At 61.9% G+C, this 17,628-nt stretch carries 15 protein-coding genes; 14 read left to right on the top strand and 1 reads right to left on the bottom strand.

Going from position 1 to position 17,628, the window contains the following annotated elements:
• Positions 1–178 precede the first annotated feature (178 nt).
• The 5 genes from AEQU_RS11255 to AEQU_RS11240 all read left to right on the top strand — a co-directional run bounded on the left by AEQU_RS11255 (position 179) and on the right by AEQU_RS11240 (position 7,098).
• Positions 179–2,512 (top strand): anaerobic ribonucleoside triphosphate reductase, encoded by a 2,334-nt coding sequence (locus AEQU_RS11255; protein WP_022741733.1) that lies wholly within the window; start codon positions 179–181, stop codon positions 2,510–2,512.
• 182 nt (positions 2,513–2,694) lie between these two features.
• A complete protein-coding gene (locus tag AEQU_RS11250) occupies positions 2,695–3,780 on the top strand; it encodes a protein kinase family protein (RefSeq protein WP_022741732.1) in 1,086 nt (361 codons plus the stop codon).
• Positions 3,781–4,089: 309 nt separating this feature from the next.
• On the top strand, positions 4,090–5,247 hold the full coding sequence (locus AEQU_RS11245; protein WP_041714713.1) for a Fic family protein: 1,158 nt from the start codon (positions 4,090–4,092) through the stop codon (positions 5,245–5,247).
• 210 nt (positions 5,248–5,457) lie between these two features.
• Positions 5,458–5,598: a hypothetical protein gene (locus AEQU_RS12660; RefSeq protein WP_158318417.1), complete on the top strand. Its 141-nt coding sequence runs from the start codon at positions 5,458–5,460 to the stop codon at positions 5,596–5,598.
• Positions 5,599–5,724: 126 nt separating this feature from the next.
• Positions 5,725–7,098 (top strand): ATP-binding protein, encoded by a 1,374-nt coding sequence (locus AEQU_RS11240; RefSeq protein WP_022741727.1) that lies wholly within the window; start codon positions 5,725–5,727, stop codon positions 7,096–7,098.
• 130 nt (positions 7,099–7,228) lie between these two features.
• Here AEQU_RS11240 and AEQU_RS12060 read toward each other — a convergent pair whose 3' ends face one another.
• The gene (locus tag AEQU_RS12060) at positions 7,229–7,810 is read right to left on the bottom strand and encodes a LysR family transcriptional regulator (RefSeq protein WP_022741726.1); all 582 of its coding nucleotides are present in this window, start codon (positions 7,808–7,810) and stop codon (positions 7,229–7,231) included.
• A 176-nt stretch (positions 7,811–7,986) separates the two neighbouring features.
• Here AEQU_RS12060 and AEQU_RS13085 point away from each other — a divergent pair, with 176 nt between their 5' ends.
• The 9 genes from AEQU_RS13085 to pstB all read left to right on the top strand — a co-directional run bounded on the left by AEQU_RS13085 (position 7,987) and on the right by pstB (position 17,417).
• Positions 7,987–8,721: a twin-arginine translocation signal domain-containing protein gene (locus AEQU_RS13085; RefSeq protein WP_022741723.1), complete on the top strand. Its 735-nt coding sequence runs from the start codon at positions 7,987–7,989 to the stop codon at positions 8,719–8,721.
• Positions 8,657–10,741 carry a molybdopterin-dependent oxidoreductase gene (locus tag AEQU_RS13080; protein ID WP_158318415.1) on the top strand — a complete coding sequence of 695 codons (2,085 nt, stop codon included), beginning with the start codon at positions 8,657–8,659 and terminating at the stop codon, positions 10,739–10,741. Before AEQU_RS13085 ends, AEQU_RS13080 begins: the two co-directional genes overlap by 65 nt.
• A 1-nt stretch (position 10,742) precedes the next feature.
• The gene (locus AEQU_RS11220; RefSeq protein WP_022741718.1) at positions 10,743–11,372 is read left to right on the top strand and encodes a DMSO/selenate family reductase complex B subunit; all 630 of its coding nucleotides are present in this window, start codon (positions 10,743–10,745) and stop codon (positions 11,370–11,372) included.
• Between the two features lie 239 nt (positions 11,373–11,611).
• Positions 11,612–12,310: a TorD/DmsD family molecular chaperone gene (locus tag AEQU_RS12050; RefSeq protein WP_158318414.1), complete on the top strand. Its 699-nt coding sequence runs from the start codon at positions 11,612–11,614 to the stop codon at positions 12,308–12,310.
• Complete coding sequence (locus AEQU_RS11210; RefSeq protein WP_022741714.1) at positions 12,298–13,053, top strand: ferric reductase-like transmembrane domain-containing protein; 756 nt, start codon at positions 12,298–12,300, stop codon at positions 13,051–13,053. Before AEQU_RS12050 ends, AEQU_RS11210 begins: the two co-directional genes overlap by 13 nt.
• A 571-nt stretch (positions 13,054–13,624) precedes the next feature.
• Positions 13,625–14,593, top strand: a complete 969-nt coding sequence (locus AEQU_RS11205; RefSeq protein WP_022741711.1) for a substrate-binding domain-containing protein — start codon at positions 13,625–13,627, stop codon at positions 14,591–14,593.
• A gap of 12 nt (positions 14,594–14,605) precedes the next feature.
• Entirely contained in the window at positions 14,606–15,598 is a 993-nt protein-coding gene (gene pstC / locus AEQU_RS11200) for a phosphate ABC transporter permease subunit PstC (protein WP_022741708.1), read from the top strand.
• Positions 15,595–16,593 (top strand): phosphate ABC transporter permease PstA, encoded by a 999-nt coding sequence (pstA, locus tag AEQU_RS11195; RefSeq protein ID WP_022741704.1) that lies wholly within the window; start codon positions 15,595–15,597, stop codon positions 16,591–16,593. The genes pstC and pstA overlap by 4 nt, the downstream gene beginning before the upstream one ends.
• An 8-nt stretch (positions 16,594–16,601) precedes the next feature.
• Positions 16,602–17,417: a phosphate ABC transporter ATP-binding protein PstB gene (gene pstB / locus AEQU_RS11190; protein WP_425304133.1), complete on the top strand. Its 816-nt coding sequence runs from the start codon at positions 16,602–16,604 to the stop codon at positions 17,415–17,417.
• Positions 17,418–17,628 lie beyond the last annotated feature (211 nt).

The raw sequence follows: 17,628 nt of genomic DNA, 5'->3' as shown, positions 1-17,628 counted from the left end.
AACCTGTGGAAAGCCGGTGAGCAAATAAAGGCGAAAAGCGGGTTTACCCCCTTGGTAATTGCGAAAGGTGGCAGTGGGGAAAACATTGCCGCGTTTCTGCATGTTGTGGTTGGCAAGGCCGCGATGAGCGGTGCGAATACGGTGCGGGAGCCGCGCCGAAGAAAGGATGTAGGAAGTTATGGTGAAGACCATCATCAAGCGCGACGGACGCACGGCGGAATTCCATCCCCAGAAGATCGCCGATGCGGTGGAAAAATCCTTCCAGGCGTGCGCGGCCATGCAGGATCGCGCCACCGCCGAGCAGATTGCCGCCACGGTCGTCGAGAAGCTTGAGAGCGGCGCCATCGAGGGTACCCCGACGGTCGAGGGCGTGCAGGATCTCGTGGAGGAAACCCTCATCGAGTCCGGCTTCGTGCAGACCGCCAAGGCCTACATCCTCTACCGTGCCGAGCGCAGCCGCGTGCGCGACGTGAACTCCCGCCTCATCCAAACGCTGAAGGACATCACCTTCTCCAAGGCCGCCGATTCCGACATGAAGCGCGAGAACGCCAACATCGACGCCGATACCGCCATGGGCACCATGCTGAAGTATGGCTCCGAATCGGCCAAGCAGTTCTACGAGATGTGCGTCATCGATCCGCGCTTCGCCAAGGCGCACCGCGAGGGCGATATCCACATTCACGACATGGACTTCTACACGCTGACCACCACCTGCTGCCAGATTGAGCTGCGGAAGCTCTTCAAGGGCGGCTTCTCGACCGGTCACGGCGTGCTGCGCGAGCCCAACGACATCTCCAGCTACGCCGCGCTTGCCTGCATCGCCATTCAGTCGAACCAGAACGACCAGCACGGCGGCCAGTCGGTGTGCGACTTCGATTACGGCCTGGCCGTGGGCGTGGGCAAGACGTACCGCCGCCTGTTCAAGAAGCACGTGGCCGAGGCTGTCGATCTTCTGACCGACATCGCCGACGATCGCTCTTTCGCTGAGAATCTGCTTGCCCGTGTGGAAAGCGAGACCGGCACGGTTGCCAGCCTCGAGATGGATCCGGAGTTCCGCGCTGCCGTGGTGGCCGGGCTCGTTGAGGGCGGCGTCGATGCCGCTACGGCCGAGCGCGTGGTGGCCTACGCCGAGAAGAACGCCTCCCGCGACACCGACCGCCAGACCTTCCAGGCCATGGAGGCGCTGGTGCACAACTTGAACACCATGCATTCCCGCGCCGGCGCGCAGACGCCGTTCAGCTCGGTGAACTACGGCATGGACACCTCCCCCGAGGGCCGCATGGTCATCAAGAACATGCTGCTGGCCACGGAAGAGGGTCTGGGCTCCGGCGAGACGCCCATCTTCCCCGTGCAGATCTTCCGCGTGAAGGAAGGCGTGAACTACAATCCGGAGGATCCGAACTACGACCTGTTCAAACTGGCCATGCACTGCTCGGCCAAGCGCCTGTTCCCGAACTTCTCCTTCCTGGATGCCCCGTTCAACGCCCAGTACTACAAGGGCACGCCGGAAACCGAGATCGCGTATATGGGCTGCCGCACCCGCGTCATGGGCAATGTGTACGATCCCGACCGCGAGGTGACGCCCGGCCGCGGCAACCTGTCGTTCACGTCTATCAACCTGCCCCGTCTGGCCATTCGCGCCAAGGGCGACATCGACCTGTTCTTCGATCTGCTCGATTCCAAGCTGCAGCTGGTGACTGCCCAGCTGGATGAGCGCTTCGAGATTCAGGCTCGCAAGCACGTGTACAACGCGCCGTTCCTCATGGGCCAGGGCGTTTGGATCGATTCCGAGAAACTCTCGCCCACCGACGAGCAGCGCGAGGTGCTGAAGCACGGCACGCTGACCACGGGCTTCATCGGCCTGGCCGAGTGCCTGGTGGCGCTTACCGGCCAGCATCACGGCCAGTCGGCCGAGGCCCAGCGTCTGGGTCTGGAGATCGTCGGCCATATGCGCTCCTACTGCGACCGCGTGTCGAAGGAGCGCGGCATGAACTACACGCTCATCGCCACGCCGGCCGAGGGCCTTTCCGGCCGCTTCGTTCGCATCGACCGCGCCCGCTACGGCGTTATCCCTGGCGTGACCGACCGCGACTACTACACCAACGGCTTCCACGTGCCGGTGTACTTCGACATCTCCGCCTACGACAAGATCGCCCTGGAGGCGCCCTACCACGCGCTCACCAACGGCGGTCACATCAGCTACATCGAGCTTGACGGCGATCCGTCCGACAACCTGGAGGCCTTCGAAAGCGTCATCCGCTACATGAAGGATTGCGGCATGGGCTACGGTTCGGTGAACCATCCGGTCGACCGTGATCCGGTGTGCGGCTACAACGGCATCATCGAGGACGTCTGCCCCAAGTGCGGCCGCACCGAGGACGAGCACAACCAGCCCTTCGAGCGCATTCGCCGCATCACGGGCTATTTGGTGGGCACGCTCGACCGCTTCAACGACGCCAAGCGCGCCGAAGAGCACGACCGCGTGAAGCACGACGTGCCGACAGCCGAGTAGAACGCCGTCCGAGTAGAGCGTCGCGTCCCAAGCACCCGAGCACACCGAGGGCCGTCCCTGCGACGGCCCTTTTTTTGTTTCGGGTTTCAATGTCATGTTCAAGCCATTCGGCAAGTAGGGTGCAAGGACGCTCCTCCACGGGCCTGTCGTATAATGGGGCCGCGATGGAAAGGAGGTGCGGCGTGCTGTATCAGTTGATGAACAAGGACAAGGTGGTGGCCACCTACGAGGAAGAGAAAAGGCTGGATGACTATCGGTATACCGAGATCGAGCGCCTTGATGGCTATGTGCCCTATGGCTTCGTAGACATCAACGACTGGATCGACGGTCGTCAGATCGCCAAACACCGCACGTCCATCGAGAGGCTCATGCGCGAACTGGGCCTTACCACGCGTCACGACTTTATCTCCATGGCGCGTTGCCTTGCGCTCACCGATACCTTTTGGATGAAGCGCGCCGATGAGGATATCTCTTGGAACGACGTGTCGCTGTACCGCAATCCTTTCGACGACGTTATCGCTCGCATTGCCTTCGACGGCACGGGCATGTACGGCCGGCAGAATTCTCCCACGTCTCCCGAGTTCGCTACCTCGGGCTCCTTCGCCAAGTGCTGGGTGCGCGAGGGCGACCAGGTATCGCTGCTCAAGCGTGGTTCCGAAGGCTACGCCAACGCGGGATTCGAGCCCTATTCGGAAGCGCTGGCCGCAGAAGAGTTGCAGGCAGCGTCTATCGACCATGTGCCCTATACCATCGAGAATTTTCACGGCAAACTTGCGAGCAAGTGCCCGCTGTTTACTTCGGAAAAGGTGGGATTTGTGTCGGCCCATCGGTTCTTTGACGGTCCTTTTGATGTGGAAGACGTGCTTGCCTTCTGCGACGCGCACGGCGGCGACGAATCGTTCCGTGAAATGATCGTTATGGATGCGGTTATGGCAAACGTCGATCGCCATGCGGGTAACTACGGGTTTCTGGTCGATAACGACACGGGCGAGATTCTGCGCATGGCGCCGCTGTTCGATCAGAACATGGCTTGTCTTCCCATGATGATGGAGCATGACGATTTCGACGAGTACCTCAGCATGATCGGCCCGAAGATTGGTGCGTCGTTCGTCAGCATCGCCCGGGCGCTCATCACCTCGGATATCCGCGCGAAGCTGGTGGCTCTAAAAGACTTCGAGTACACCGACCCAGGCATGGGCTACCCTGCTTGGAAGCTCGCGGCTGTCAATCGCTGCAAAGATCGCATGATCGCCGACATCCTGGCATAGTCGCAAGTATTGCGGCCGCAAATGCCACTTCGACCCCGCTTTGGTAAGGCCGACTGGGGACGGTCTGCCATACCTGCCCTCAACTGGCATTTTTCTGCCACTTTAAGCCTGCTTTGGCAGAGACGCCCCGGGCTCATTGACCATTCCGGCCCTCAACTGGCATTTTCTCAGCTGAAAGAGAACCGGCTCTTCGCCGGGAAGGATTCGTTGCGGAAGGGCGGAGAGCGGTAGGGAGGGAAACCGCTCTTGAAAAAGAAAGGTTAATGCACTAACTTTTCTTTTCTGCGATAGAAAAGAAAGGTTACGAGCATGGGGGTTTATCTCAACTGCTTTTGGCAGCTCGACAGTGGAGGCATGAACAAGGCCGAGCGCATGGGAGGCCCGTACCATCCGTATCTTCCCGACACACTTGCCGATTACGAGCTTCTTCTCAGCCCCTCCTGCGCAAGCGCGGTGGCGGATGCCCAGGAGGCTCTGGCGAAGCTTGAGCTTTTCGGCTCCCGCGTTGATACCGAGCCGCTGGCGCGCATGATGCTGCGGGCCGAGGCTGTCTCGTCATCGCGTATCGAGGGCCTGGAGATGCCCGCAGGTAGGCTTCTGGAATATGAGGAGCTCGACCGCCTCGGCGTCGATCACCGCCTCGACAGCACGGAGGCCCAGATTCTCGGTAACCTCCATACGCTTGTCGATGGCCTGGCGCGGGCGGAGGCGGCCTCTCCTCTCACAGTCGAGGAGGTGTGCGAGCTCAATCGCGTGCTTTTAGCTGGCACTCGCCTCGCAGATCGGGGAGGGGTCATCCGCGCCGAGCTTCCCCCTATCGCTACCGCGGCCATTGCCCATGCTCAACTCGAGACTATCCACCCCTTCGCGGACGGCAACGGACGTGCGGGCAGGGCGCTTGTTCACCTCATCCTGAAAAAGGGGGGCACGACGCGCGTCACCGTGCCCCCGATATCGCTGCTGTTGGCCACCGATCGCGAGAGATACATCGCCAACCTTGCCGCCTTCCGCTTCGAAGGCGATGACGAGACCAAGCGGCGTGAGGCGGTGAACGGGTGGGTGGAGTACTTCGCTCGGACGACCTGCGAGGCCTGCTCCCGCGCCTCCGCGTTTGAGGAAACGTTGCTCGCTATCAGGGAGGGATGGCGCGCGAAGGTGCCGTTTCGCGAGGGATCGGCGGGCGCCCAGCTTCTCGACATCCTCTTAGGAACGCCGGTCATCAGCATCAAGACCGCCCAAGATCTCACGGGAAAGAGCTACCCGGCGGCCCGCACGGCCGTGGGTGAGCTCGCCGCGGCTGGAATTCTGAGGAAGAACGCGAAGAACCGCAAGAGCGGTATATTCGAGGCGGGGGACGTTGTGGAGGCCTTCAACGCCTACGAGCGCTCGCTGGCCACCATCTCGGGTGATACGGCAGCGGAGAAGCCGAAAAGGCCCGTCCCGCAGAGGGGTGTGCGGATGCCTTAAGGGTTTGCCTTAAGGCATTGTCGCACGAGTCAAACGACAGTGATATCTCTCCAGTTCAGAAGGCACTACATAGTTTTAACGACACGATTTTCCGGTTTTCCATAAGCTTGCCCGACACCGTTGACACGGGGCCGCCCCCTATGATGCCCTCCGTTGCCGGTCGCAGGGGCCGGCACCATTGCCGAAGCAATCCGAGCAGGAGGAGCAATTATGGGAATCCGGGACATTCAATCGCGTCGTTCGTTTCTGATGGGCGCCGGCGTGGCTGCGGGCAACGTCCTCTACACCGACGATGCTGACACCTTCCTCACCTACATGAAAGAACTCCGCGGCGGATTCGACGAAGCTTGACTAGTACAAGGTCTCGGGATTTCCCTATGCGAAAACGTGGACAAACAGGGATTTTTCCTATGCAAAAACGTGGTATCTTGGTAAATTATCCTATGCAAAAACGTGGAAGTCCAGGAGAGATTCAGAATGAAACGCCAGGCTATCAAAGAACTGCAACGATGGAAAGCGTCTCCGCGCAGAAAGCCGCTCATTGTGAGCGGAGCGCGGCAGGTGGGGAAGACCTGGCTCATGAAGGAGTTCGGGAATACGTGCTTCGAGAGGTTCGCCTACGTTACCTTCGACGATAATCCTCAGCTTGTGGCGGCGTTCGGGGGCTCTCTCTCGCCCCAACGGCTTCTTCCCATCCTACAGGCCGAGGCAGGCGTCCGCATCGATGGGAGCACCCTGCTCATTCTCGACGAGATTCAGGAGTCTCCGCGGGCCATCCAGTCTCTCAAGTACTTCAACGAGCAGATGCCGCATCTGCCTGTCGTCGCGGGCGGCTCGGCTTTGGGCCTTGCCCTTCGCCGCGGCAAGAGGGCGCAGGAGAAAGGGAGGCCGAGACCGTCGTTTCCCGTGGGGAAGGTGAGCTTCCTCGATCTGTACCCCTTGAATTTCTCGGAGTTCCTCGGCGGTATTGGTGAGGAACTGCTAGTGGAACTGGTAGAGACGCTTGATTGGGAAGCTATCGCGCCGTTTCACGACCGCCTGATCGAGCTGCTGAAGCAGTACCTGTTCGTCGGCGGTATGCCGGAAGCCGTGCTCGCTTTTGCCGAAACGGCCGATCCTGCGGACGCGCGGCGCGTGCACAACGAGCTCTTGCGCTCCTATAACGCCGATTTCTCGAAGTACGCCGACGATGCCCTGGCGGAGCGCATTCGCCGGGTCTGGCGGGCGGTGCCGGCAAATTTGGCCAAGGAGAACCGCAAGTTCATGTTCTCCAAGATACGGGAATCGGCTCGCGCGCGGGAGTACGAGGACGCCCTCCAATGGCTGATCGACACCTCGCTCGCGATCCCCTCGAGCTGCGTCAGCTTGCCCGAATCGCCCCTTGTGTCGCACGAGGACGGGGATGTGTTCAAAATCTATTTGTTGGATGTGGGGCTGCTCGGGGCGATGAACAATCTGGGAGCCCGAACGATACTCGACAGCGAAGCCTTGTTCAGCTCGTTCAAGGGATCGCTTGCGGAGCAGCTCGTCGCCCAGGAAATGCTTGCGAACGGCTTGGCCGGCGACAGTGCGGAGCCCGACAGCAAGCTTCACTACTTCGTGAACCCTTCCACGCGCACCGAGATTGACTTCATCATCGACGGGGGCACCGAGGCTGTCCAGCCGGTGCCGATTGAGGTGAAATCGGGCGTCAACTTGAAGGCGAAGAGCCTCGCCGCCTTCGTCAAGAAGTACCAGCCGCCTCTCGCCGTGCGCACGTCCCTGGCATCTCCTTCCCAAGATGGCGCCATTCGGGATGTGCCGCTTTACGCGTTTGGGACGTATTTCCGGCAGCGCATTGCAGGAAGGTAAGTCGTGGATGCTTTCAGCGGCTCGGAATTTTAGCAGCCGAATTGAAGCTCGTTGGCGCAGATGTCGCGGGCGCAGCGGTAGAGCGCCTGCACGGCAGGGGAGTCGGGCTGGTTGGTGGAAAGCTCCATGCTCACGCGGTCGTCCACGCCGGGAGGAGGCGCGAAGGGAACATGGGCGAGGGTCTCGTAATTCGGCGCCACCATTCGAATGCCGATCCCCACGGTATCGCTGCGCTGCAAAAGCATGATTTGCGGCGCCGACTGTTTCCGAAGGTCATGACGACGTCGATCTTGCCCTCCACCAGGGCTCGTTCGAAATCTTCGAAGGTAACGAAGTCGGTGAATACCAACTCGATATCAGGGTGCTCTTCCGTAAAGCGGGCAGTAAGCCGCGGCATCAAATGCAGGTTCGCGTTGTGGTACAGCCCGATATGCAATCGCTGTCTCTCGACTCCGGCGCGCTGGCGGCAGACGCTTACGGCCTCGTCGGTTAGGGCGATGAGACGCTGGGCATAGTCGTAAAGCGCTCGCCCCGCATCGCTAGGGAAAACACCCTGGGGGGTGCGGGTGAGGATCTCGACGCCGATCTCGTTTTCCAGGTTGTTGATTTGTTTGCGCATGGCCTGCGGCGTCATGAAGAAACTGGCCGCCGCCTTCGATAAGCTGCCGTCGTCTACGACGCGCTTGAAGTAGCGTAGCTGCTGGATGTCCATGGCCTCTCCCCTCGACAGCTCGGTATTGTAAGCGGTGGATGTGCTTGGTTGCAACTATGAGTTACCACGCCTGGAACTTTTCGAGGGCCGCGCTGAACCACGGGCTCCTCTTACACTCAGGCTGCGCCTCGAATGAGGCCAGGAGGTTCTTCGAAATGAGAGAAAAGAGGAGGAACATGGAGGAGAAAAACATTTCGTGCGCATCGCATGAAGCCGTTGCCGCTTCCCAGCAAAAGCACGGGCTTACCCGTCGCAGCTTCCTGAAGTGGACCGGTGCGGCCGCCACGGTGCCGGCGCTTGGACAGCTGGTGGCTTGCGCTCCGCAAGCGAAGATGGCAGATACGGGCAGCGACGATGCCCCTGCTCCGGCTTTGGAAGACGAGGGCGAGTGGAAGCCCTATCGCTGCTTCCGCCTGTATTGCTCGGCTAGCTGCATCAATTACGCGCTGGTGAAAGACGGCCAGGTCGTGCGCGTGAAGACCGACGATCGGAATCCCGATTCCGAAGATATGCCTCAGCAGCGCGGTTGCCTGCGTGGCCAGGCGAAGATGAATCATGTCTATGGCCCCGATCGCTTGAAGTACCCCATGAAGCGCAAAAACTGGGAGCCCGGCGGTGACCCGGCCAAGATCAACGGCGAGCTGCGCGGCAAGGACGAGTGGGTGCGTATCAGCTGGGACGAGGCGCTGGACATCATCGCTGACGAGCTTACGCGCATCATTGGCGCTTACGGCAATGAGGCTGTCATGCGGGCTGGGTTGTATCCGAACCCTGTTGACGGCTCTTGGCGGATCGCAGGGCGGATGCGGCGGCAACTCCCAGGGCGGATGGGTTTATCCCTCCTCCATGATGACGGGTTATCAGAATTTGGCGGGCTATTACGGTGCCTACTTGTACAACGATCGCCTTGATATTCTGAACGCCAAGCTCATCGTGCTGGACGGCAACAACCCCTCCTGGAGCGCTTTGGGCTATCCCAACAAGGTGCTGTTGGATGCCAAGCGTCGTGGGGCGAAGATCGTCGGCATCAACCCATTCTATAACTCCGGCCTCGGCGCCATCGCTGATGAGTGGATTCCCATTCGCCCGGCCACCGATGCAGCGCTCTTCATTGGCTGTGCCTACCACATGATTGAAAACGACCTGCAAGACCAGGCCTTTCTCGACACTTACACCGTGGGCTTCGATGCCGACCACATGCCCGAGGGCGCCGATCCGAAGGACAACTTCAAAGATTACGTGCTCGGTACCTACGATGGTGCGCCGAAGACGCCGGAATGGGCGAGCGAGATTTGCGGTGTCGAGTCCGAAGTGATTCGCTCCCTTGCTACGGATATGGCTACGATTAAGCCCGCGGCTATCTTCTCGTGTTCGGCCGTGACCCGCGGCTTCCGCGGCGAACAGGCAGCCCAGGCGTTCTTCACGGTGGGCTGGATGACGGGCAACGTGGGCAAGTCCGGCGCCATGGTGTCCGACATGTCGGGCCAGATGGTCTGCAACGGCGGTAGCGCTCTGGTGGCCGTCGGCGGGGAAGGGCGTTCCGAATACGCGACGACCGACCCGGTTGCCAACACATTCGCCCTCAGTGCTGCTGTGGTGCCCACCGACGGACTGTTCGGCGTTACCTCGCAGCAGAAGTGGCACGCGGTGTACGACGGTTCCTACCATAACGGCAAGTGGGGACAGCGCGAGATCGATATCCGCTGCATCTGGGATATTGGCCGCGGCAACAAGCTCAACAGTGAGCCGGACACGCTGCTGGGAATCAAGGCCTTCCGCAAAGTGGAATTCGTCGTGTCCTGCGATTGTTTCCTAAACACGACGGCCCAATATGCCGACATCGTGCTGCCCATGGTCATGCAGTGGGAGCACCCGGCCAACTTCAGCCATACCTCGAACCACGAAACATTGACCTTTTGCGCCCACGTGATCGCCCCCTTGTTCGAGGCCCGAAGCGATTACGAGATCAATCGCGCCCTGGCCGAGCGTCTCGGTTTCGATCCCGACGAGTTGGAGATCACCGAGGAAGAGATCTTCGCCAATCAGATTCAGGGAGCCACGGTCATCAAGGAAGGCGGCTTCACAAAGAAGGTGGGCTCGGGTGCGGTAGGCCCTGGTGGCGCTACGACGGAAGATATGGTGGATCCCGACTTCGAGAAGCTGCTCACCATCACGGCTGAGGACTGGGCCGAGTTGGGCTCCCCCGATCGCGAGCCGCAGGAGGGTCGCATCCCGCTTCGGCAATTCTTGAAGGACGGTATCTACCAGGTGCCGCGCACCGAGGGCGACAACTGCGGCTACATCGCCCTGGAGGCTTTCGTGGAAGACCCGGTGGCGAATCCGCTGAACACTGAGAGCGGCAAACTGGAAATCTACTGCCGCCAGTTGGCCGAGGTCGTGGACATTTACGGCTCCTACAGCATCTCGCCCATTCCCAAATACGAGCCGCCGCAAGAAGGTTACGAGGCCACCTTCTCGGATTTCGAGAATCGGGTGAAGGGCCCCTATCCGTTGCAGCTGGAGTCGCCTCATTCGCTGGGCCATCACTCCAGCCAGCTAGACAACTGCCGCTGGATGCAGGAGGCCCACGCGAACGTGGCCTACGTGAACCCCCTGGATGCCCAGGAGCGCGGTCTTTCTCAACACGATCCGGTGAAGATTTACAACGGTCGCGGCGCTCTTGTTCGCGCCATAAAGATCACGCCGCGCGTGGTGCCCGGGGTAGTGCTGGTGGCCGACGGTGGCTGGACCGATTACGACGAGGAGCTGGAAGTCGACTTCGGCGGTAATCCGGGCGTGCTCACCAGTTCGGATCCCTGCGGATGCGATATTCAGCCGTGGAACACCATCAATGTGGAAATGGAGAAGTGGGACGGTCCGTTCGATCACGATATCGATCGTCCGCTGCGCGTGATTGAGTTGGGGGACTAACATGACACAGTACGGATTTTTCTTCGATTCCGAGGCCTGCATCGGGTGCAAGACGTGTCAGATGGCCTGCAAGAACAAGAACAACCTGCCCGTGGGCAACTTGTTCCGTCGCGTGTACGAATGGGAGCACGGCACCTGGGAAGTGGGCGAGGGCGACACGCTGCCTGCTCCGTCGGATTTGTTCGCTTACTTCATCGCCATGGCCTGCAACCATTGCGAGAACCCGGCTTGTGTGGCGGTATGCCCTTCGGGCGCCATGCAGAAAGATCCCGACACCGGCATCGTGTGGACCGATCACGATGTGTGCATCGGCTGCCGTTCCTGCGAGAAGGCCTGCCCGTACCATGCGCCGTCTTTCCTCGAGGAAGAGGGCTACATGGGCAAGTGCGATTTCTGCAAGGATCAGCTGGAGCGCGGCGAAGACCCCTATTGCGTCCGCACCTGTGCGCTGCGTGCCCTGCGCTACGGCGACATCGATGAGCTGCGCGCCGAATACGGCGAGGGCGATGTGGAAGCGGTACCGCTGCCGGCGAACACGACGAATCCGTCGCTGGTTCTCATCCCGCATCCTAAGACAGAAATCATGGACGTGACGATGGGTGAGGATCCCTCGCTGGAATACGAGTTGTAGCAATTTGCATCGGTCGGCGCGTCTTCTCTCTCGCAGGCGTGTCGACCGTCCTTGTTTGAAGCGACGCCCCGGCTTCCCGTCCCCTCCCCGGGTGCTGGGGCGCCGCTATTCACTGATGAGAAGCGGAGGTGCTTTCCTATGGTCGAGATTATTGATCGCCCCGTGTGCGGTAGTGATGGGGCCGCTTTGCGACTCCGATGGACGAAGAGGCCACTATCTTGCTGAAGACAATTCAGGCTATGTTGCAGACAGTCGGTTACACGTTGGTGGCCGAGCCAGACGCATCGTTCATAGAGCGTTTTGGAGTAGAAGGATTGTGGGACGAGCTGCCCTTTGAGGACGCGAGTCAAGAGGTTCGCGAGGCCGCGGATCACCTGCGCTTGTGGCGGCGCTCGGTTCAGGAGCGGCCAGAAGAAGTCATCGACGATTTGAAGACGGCCTGGTTTCGGAGCCTTGTGGGGCCGGCGCGTCCTCTGGCCGCGCCGTGGGAATCCTACTACCTCGATGAGAACAACCGCCTGTTCACGGATTCCACGCGGGAGGTGCGGGCGGCATTTCGCGCCCATGGGTTGGAGTTCGAGAAGAAGAACCGCGAGCCCGACGACCATATCGGTCTCATGCTCAGCTTCCTGGCGGTGCTTGCCGGCCGCGAGGCGGAGGCGGTTGAAGCCGGCGACGAGGAAACGGCACGCTCGCTGCAGAAGGATCAGGCGGACTTCATCGACAATCATGTGCTCACTTTTGTGGACGAGTGGGCGGCCGCCATGGCCGAGAAGAGCGACAGTGACTTTTACGCCGGTATGGCGCTTCTAGCCTGCGGCCTGGTGAAGGAGCGCCGCGCCCAGTTGGAGGAGAAGCTGAGCGGCAGCGAAGATGCTGGTGCGACCTCTGGTGCTGACGGCGAATGTTGCAAGGAGGCCGTCTCATGCGCCTGCTAATCACGTTGGTTGTCGTGGCCGTTCTGTCCTGGGCGCTGGCCCGGCCGCTGCGCAGCCATTCGATGCTCTTTTACCTGGCAGCAGTAGCGCTTGCGGGCGCGGGTGCGTACCTTACTATAGCGCCGCCGGCCGTGCTGCCGCTGCGCGAGGTCGCCTTCGTGGTGCAGAAGGGGTATGTGGCCTTCGCCCTGTTCGCGGTGGTCATGATGATGGGTGTGCTGGACAAGCGCTCGGCCGTGCGCCGGCGCCTGCAGCCCGTCCGGGCGCAGCTTTCCTTGCTGGGAACGATTCTCATAGCCGGTCACATCGGGTTCTACGCCGTGGTTTACCTTGAGATTCTGGGAAGCGTCGGTGCGTCCAACCCCTTCGCCGTTGCCGGTTTCACGAGTGCCGTGGCTCTGGTGGTTCTGCTGGTTCCGCTGGCGGTCACCTCCATCGACGTCGTACGGCGACGCCTGGGCGCCATGCCGTGGAAGCGCCTGCAGCGGCTCGCCTATCCGTTCTTCGCGCTCATTCTCGTGCATGCCGGTTGCTACTTGGCCAAGCCGGTGCTGGGCGGTTCTGCGGACGCCTCCCTCAACCTGGCCGTGTACGCTCTGCTGCTCGCGACCTACGGTGTTCTCCGCGTTCGCCGAGCCTTGGCCGACCGCCGCGCCTCCGAGCCGGCCGCCAGTGAAGATTCAACATCGGGTGCAGAGCCGCTTCTCGAGCTTCTCGAGTCTGAATATGCTGCCATTGCCTAGCCGACATTGAAGGGAATGAAAGAGAGCGACCACCTCTTTTAAGTTGGTCTATCGTAAAGCACCCAGAGGGCCGTCTTTGTTGCGGCCCTTATTTTGTTTCCGTCGCGCAAATGCCACTTCGACCCCGAAATGGTAAGGCCGAACGGGGGCGCTCAGCCATAACTGCCCTCAACTGGCATTTTTCTGCCACTTCAGGCCAGTAATGGCAGAGGCGTCACGGGCCCACCGACCATTTCGGCCCTCAACTGGCATTTACTCGTGGAAAGGGGAAATGCGCAGCGTTTGGAAGAGTGCGCAGGCAGCTATCCGGAGCAGCTGCTCGGAGCAGCCATTGCCATACGAGTCAAATGACAGTCAAGCAAGCGCTTCGGGCGTTCGGCGCTGGGGTTTTACCAAAACTTTTCGGAACTGACGGTGGCTCTTTACAGATGTTGCTCAGTTCTTTTACGGAGCGGGGCCATCATGAATGCACGGAAGCGACGTTCCCTTGTGGGTCGCTTTCGCGAGTTGAATGGCCCTTGCGGGTGGTGGTTCTGGGATGCCGACCCGCGCGTTTGAAAGGAACGACGACATGAAAGCATCTTCGGTATCTTCTCGTTTGCCGCGGCGGTTGCAGCGGCTGGTGGTGCTCGCTGGAGCGGCGGCTTTGTGCGGGGCGCTGGCAGTGGCGCTTGCGGGTTGTGTGGGCGCATCGGCCGGCGATACGGCTGCAGCGGGCGACTCTGCCATCGCATCTGGCGGCAGCGGCGCATCCGCTAACGCTCCCATCTCGGTGTACTCCCGCGAGGACGGCTCCGGCACCCGCGGCGCCTTCGTTGAGCTGTTCGGCATCGAGCAGAAGGACGCCAACGGCGACAAGGTGGACATGACCACGTCCGCAGCCGCCATCACCAACTCAACGGCGGTCATGATGACGTCGGTGGCCGGCGACCCCAACGCCATCGGTTATATCTCCTTGGGCTCGCTGGACGACACAGTGAAGGCGGTGTCCATCGATGGCGTTGCGCCCACCGCCGCGGCCGTGAAGGACGGCTCCTATGCCATCGCGCGTCCCTTCAACATCGTGACGAAGGGCGAGCTCGCCGCGCCGGCCGCCGACTTCCTCGCGTTCATCATGAGCACCGAGGGGCAGGCCGTGGTGAGCGACAACAATTACATCGCCATCGACGATGCAGCCGCCCCCTTCGCCTCCAACGGCGCCAGTGGGAAGGTGGTTGTGGCCGGATCCTCCTCGGTCACGCCGGTCATGGAGAAGCTGGCCGAGGCCTTCCAGTCGGCTAATCCCCAGGTGACCGTGGAAGTGCAGCAGTCCGATTCCACCACGGGTGTGAACATGGCGCTCGATGGCACCTGTGACATCGGCATGGCTTCCCGCGACCTGAAAGACTCCGAGGCCGGTGCTGGCGCCGAGGGCACCCCCATCGCTCTGGACGGCATCGCGGTCATCGTGTCGCCCACCTCGTCGGTGAGCGACCTGACGAGCCAGCAGGTGTGCGACATCTATACCGGCGCGGCTACCAGCTGGGCCGACGTCGCCTAAGCGGGATCGACTATGCTGTTCTCCCTGCTGAACGTGCCGCCAGCAAGTGCATCGACGGCCGCCGGCTCCGGGAGCGCCGGAGCGCCCGGAGCCGGCGCAGGTCTCGCAGCTGCCGGTGCCCCTGCGGCCGCCCGCGTGCCCAAGCGCCGCCCGCGTGCCCTACGCGAAGCGGCCGCCCGCGCTCTCTTCGCCGCAGCCGCGGCCCTCTCCATCGCCGCCGTGGCGCTGATCTGCCTGTTTCTGCTGGCCAACGGCGTGCCGGCCATGGCCGAGATCGGGCTGCCGGAATTCCTCTTCGGCACCACGTGGCGCCCGGCCAACGACCTCTACGGCATCTTCCCCATGATCGTAGGCAGCCTGTACGTGACAGTCGGTGCCATGATCGTGGGCGTGCCGGGCGGCCTGCTCACGGCGTTGTACCTCTCGCGGTTCGCTCGCGGCCGCATGGGCTCCTTCCTGCGCAGCGGCGTGGAGCTGCTGGCTGGCATTCCATCGGTGGTCTACGGCTTCTTCGGGCTGGTCATCATCGTGCCCTTCGTGCGTCTGCTCGGGCCGGGCACGGGGCTTTCGGTGCTGGCAGCCAGCCTTATCTTAGGCATTATGATCCTGCCTACCGTCATCACCGTGGCCCAAAGCGCTTTGGACGCCGTGCCCGCTCGCTACTACGAGGGTGCCCTGGCTCTCGGCGTCGATCACGAGCACGCCGTGTTCAAGGTGGTGGCCCCGGCGGCCGCCTCCGGCATCATGGCCGCCATCGTGCTGGGGCTGGGACGGGCCATCGGCGAGACCATGGCCGTGGTCATGGTGGCCGGAAACATGCCCATCATTCCCGACTCGCTGCTGTCTGGCGTGCGCACCATGACGGCCAACATCGTGTTGGAGATGGGCTACGCCGCCGACCTGCACCGCGAGGCCCTCATCGCCACCGGCGTGGTTCTGTTCGTGTTCATCCTGCTGATCACGATGCTGCTCAACGTTACTCGGAAGAGAGGTGAGGCGCGATGAGCGATGGCTTCAACCTGCGCTTGCGTCGCCCGCGACCCTCGGTGGTCGCCTGCTCGCCGACCTTGGGAGCCCTGGGTGCCGTCAATCTGATGCCTGCTTGCTTCGCCAAGGAAGATGCCTTGGAGGCCCGCATCGCCCGCTCGTCCCGTCGGCGCCGCGCGGTGTCGGTGCTGCTGCGCTGGCTCACCTATGCCGCCGCAACGGTAACCGCCGCCGTGCTGCTGTTCGTGGTGGGCTACATCCTGGTGCGAGGCGTGCCCGCGCTTACCCCCGATCTGTTCCAGTGGGAATACACCTCCGAGAACGTGTCGCTTCTGCCGGCGCTCGCCTCGACGGTCATCATGGCGCTGCTGGCTTTGGCGCTGGCGGTGCCCGTAGGCGTCGGCGCGGCCATCTACCTGGTGGAGTACGCCCGCCGAGGCAGCCGCTTCGTGCGCCTGGTGCGCGTGACCGCCGAAACGCTGCAGGGCATTCCCTCCATCATCTACGGCCTGTTCGGCATGCTGTTCTTCGTGACGGCTTGCGGCTGGGGCCTCTCGCTTCTGTCCGGCGCCTGCACCCTGGCCATCATGGTGCTGCCGGTCATCATGCGCACCACCGAGGAGGCGCTCATGGCGGTGCCCGATTCCTACCGCGAGGGCGGCTTCGGCCTCGGTGCCGGGCGGTTGCGCACGGTGGCCCGCTGCGTGCTGCCCTCGGCAGTGCCCGGCATTTTGGGCGGCGTCATTTTGGCTCTCGGCCGTTGCGTGGGCGAGGTGGCGGCCCTGTTGTTCACTGCTGGCACCGTGGCCCAAATCCCCGACTTCGCCGGCCAGGGCATCTTCGCCCTGTTCGACTCCTGCCGCACCTTGGCCGTGCACATGTACACCCTGGCCTGCGAGGGCCTGCACGTGAACGAGGCCTACGCCACCTCGGTGGTGCTGCTGATCCTCGTTCTTCTGCTGAACGCCGCCATGCGGGTGGTGGCACAGAAAATGGAAGTGAGCAAGAAATGACGAGCTTTTTGAAAGAACTCGCGAAAGAGACGAGCGTCCCCGCGGCAGCTGAGGTTCCAGAGGCCGCACCCGCTCCTGCGAAGATGGCCGTCGAGCACCTGAACCTGTTCTACGGCGACTTCCAAGGTCTGCGCGATATCAACCTCACCTTCCCAGAAAACCAGGTGACGGCGCTCATCGGCCCTTCCGGTTGCGGTAAGTCCACGCTGCTGAAGACGCTGAACCGCATGAACGATTTGGTGGAAGGCTGTCGCGTGGAAGGCTCGGTGCTGCTGGACGGTTCCGACGCCTACCGCACGCTGGATCCTACCGACCTGCGCCGGCGCGTGGGCATGGTGTTCCAGCAGCCGAACCCCTTCCCTATGAGCATCTACGACAATGTTGCCTTCGGTCCCCGCAGCCATGGGGTGCGCGCCAAGGCCGATCTGGACATCATCGTAGAGGAGTCGCTGCGCGCGGCCGCTATCTGGGACGAGCTGAAGGATCGTCTGAAGAAGAACGCACTCGGCCTGTCCGGCGGTCAGCAGCAGCGCCTGTGCATCGCCCGCGCCCTGGCGGTGCAGCCGGAGGTGCTGCTGCTCGACGAGTCCACGAGCGCTTTGGATCCCATTTCCACGGCGAAGATTGAGGAGCTTATCGGCCAGCTGAAGGAGCGCTACACGGTGATCATGGTGACCCACAACATGCTGCAGGCCCTGCGTATCTCCGATAAGACGGCGTTCTTCCTGCTGGGCGAGGTGGTGGAAGCCGGCGACACCGACACTATCTTCTCCGCCCCCACCGACCCCCGCACCGCCGATTACGTCGCTGGCCGTTTTGGGTAGCGGCATTCCCGTTTCCGTAGGGGCTGACCTTGGTCAGCCCTCGCGGGTGGGTTGCGCCCGCATGGCAAAAGAGGGGCGACCAAGGTCAGCCCCTACGGAGGGTTGGGCTTAACGGTCGGTAGCGCCGCACGATTTTACTTTCATTTTACGTGGCTCTTACGGCTGCAGCTCAATGGGGCTTCATACTCCTTTCCTGCTGAGACGAGCGCGG

It is taken from the genome of Adlercreutzia equolifaciens DSM 19450 (assembly GCF_000478885.1).
Taxonomy (GTDB): domain Bacteria; phylum Actinomycetota; class Coriobacteriia; order Coriobacteriales; family Eggerthellaceae; genus Adlercreutzia; species Adlercreutzia equolifaciens.
Note: the sequence above shows the minus strand (reverse complement) of the source record. Positions and strands in the feature narration are given on the sequence as shown.